The following is a 932-nucleotide window of genomic DNA, read 5'->3' on the forward strand; positions in this document are numbered from 1 at the left end:
TATAGGTCTTTGTCTCTCATAGGGGATTACGATAATCTACCCACTCCATTTGGGGAAGAGCCCAAAAATCTGCAGAAACGCTACCGCAATATCCTCACCCGCGGTGCAAAGCAGCTCCCGCCTATCCCGCCCAGACAAAACGGCAAACGGGGCCGGGTGGCCAAATCCGATGCGCACAACCTGTGGGAACGACTGAAGAAGCATGAGACGGCAGTACTGCTCTTCGCCAGACTCTCATACGTGCCGTTTACCAACAACCGGGCCGAACGTGACCTGAGAATGAGCAAGGTCAAACAGAAGGTGTCGGGGTGCTTCCGGACAAGAAAGTACGCCGAGGCCTATTGCCGCATCTCCAGTTACCTGCAGACCATGGCAAATCAGGGATACAATCCGCTGGTCGCCATTCAAATGGCCTTTTCGGGACAGCTCTATGCTGATAGGGGTGAGTAGTTACGTCAAAAGAATATTGAACGGGAACACACCGATGGCCGTTACCACATTCTGGAATGTGTTTACGGCAGTTTCGAACGCGCCTTGCCACTGCCGGATGATGTTATCGCTGACGAAGCCAGGGCCAGTTACAAAAGGGGCGTCCTGCGGATCGAATTGCCCAAGTCTTCTGCCGCGCGCCGACACAGGATCAACGTCAAGGTACAGTAAATAAGTCGATCCGGTCGCGAACCTCTCGTCTCTGACACGGTGTTGTTATTTGATATCACCTTTGAATGTCGGGCAAGCCTGCTGCGGCCTGCTCCAGGAGCTTGAATTGATGCTGATTACTCAAAATCGAAAATACGGAATCTTCGCAACACTGCTGCTGTTGATGGTTGTCGCACCACTGCCGGGGAACGCTGCGCCACCACCGCCAGCAGACAGCATTGCGCCCGTGCTTGAAAAAGTCCTGCCCGCCGTGGTGAACATCTCCACCAGCA

General features: G+C 54.0%; 2 protein-coding genes and 1 pseudogene. All 3 read left to right on the top strand.

The window, feature by feature from the left end; translation table 11 throughout:
* A partial coding sequence (locus tag ACOCD2_RS22295) for an IS66 family transposase (protein WP_419619414.1) occupies positions 1–450 on the top strand: 450 nt, incomplete at its 5' end.
* A 15-nt stretch (positions 451–465) separates the two neighbouring features.
* A complete protein-coding gene (locus ACOCD2_RS22300) occupies positions 466–660 on the top strand; it encodes an Hsp20/alpha crystallin family protein (RefSeq protein ID WP_293654028.1) in 195 nt (64 codons plus the stop codon).
* A 61-nt stretch (positions 661–721) separates the two neighbouring features.
* Positions 722–932: pseudogene (locus tag ACOCD2_RS22305) on the top strand (hypothetical protein); the annotation flags it as partial.

Origin of the sequence: Thiolapillus sp., assembly GCF_048562965.1 — a bacterium.
In the GTDB taxonomy this organism is placed as follows: domain Bacteria; phylum Pseudomonadota; class Gammaproteobacteria; order Chromatiales; family Chromatiaceae; genus Thiolapillus; species Thiolapillus brandeum_A.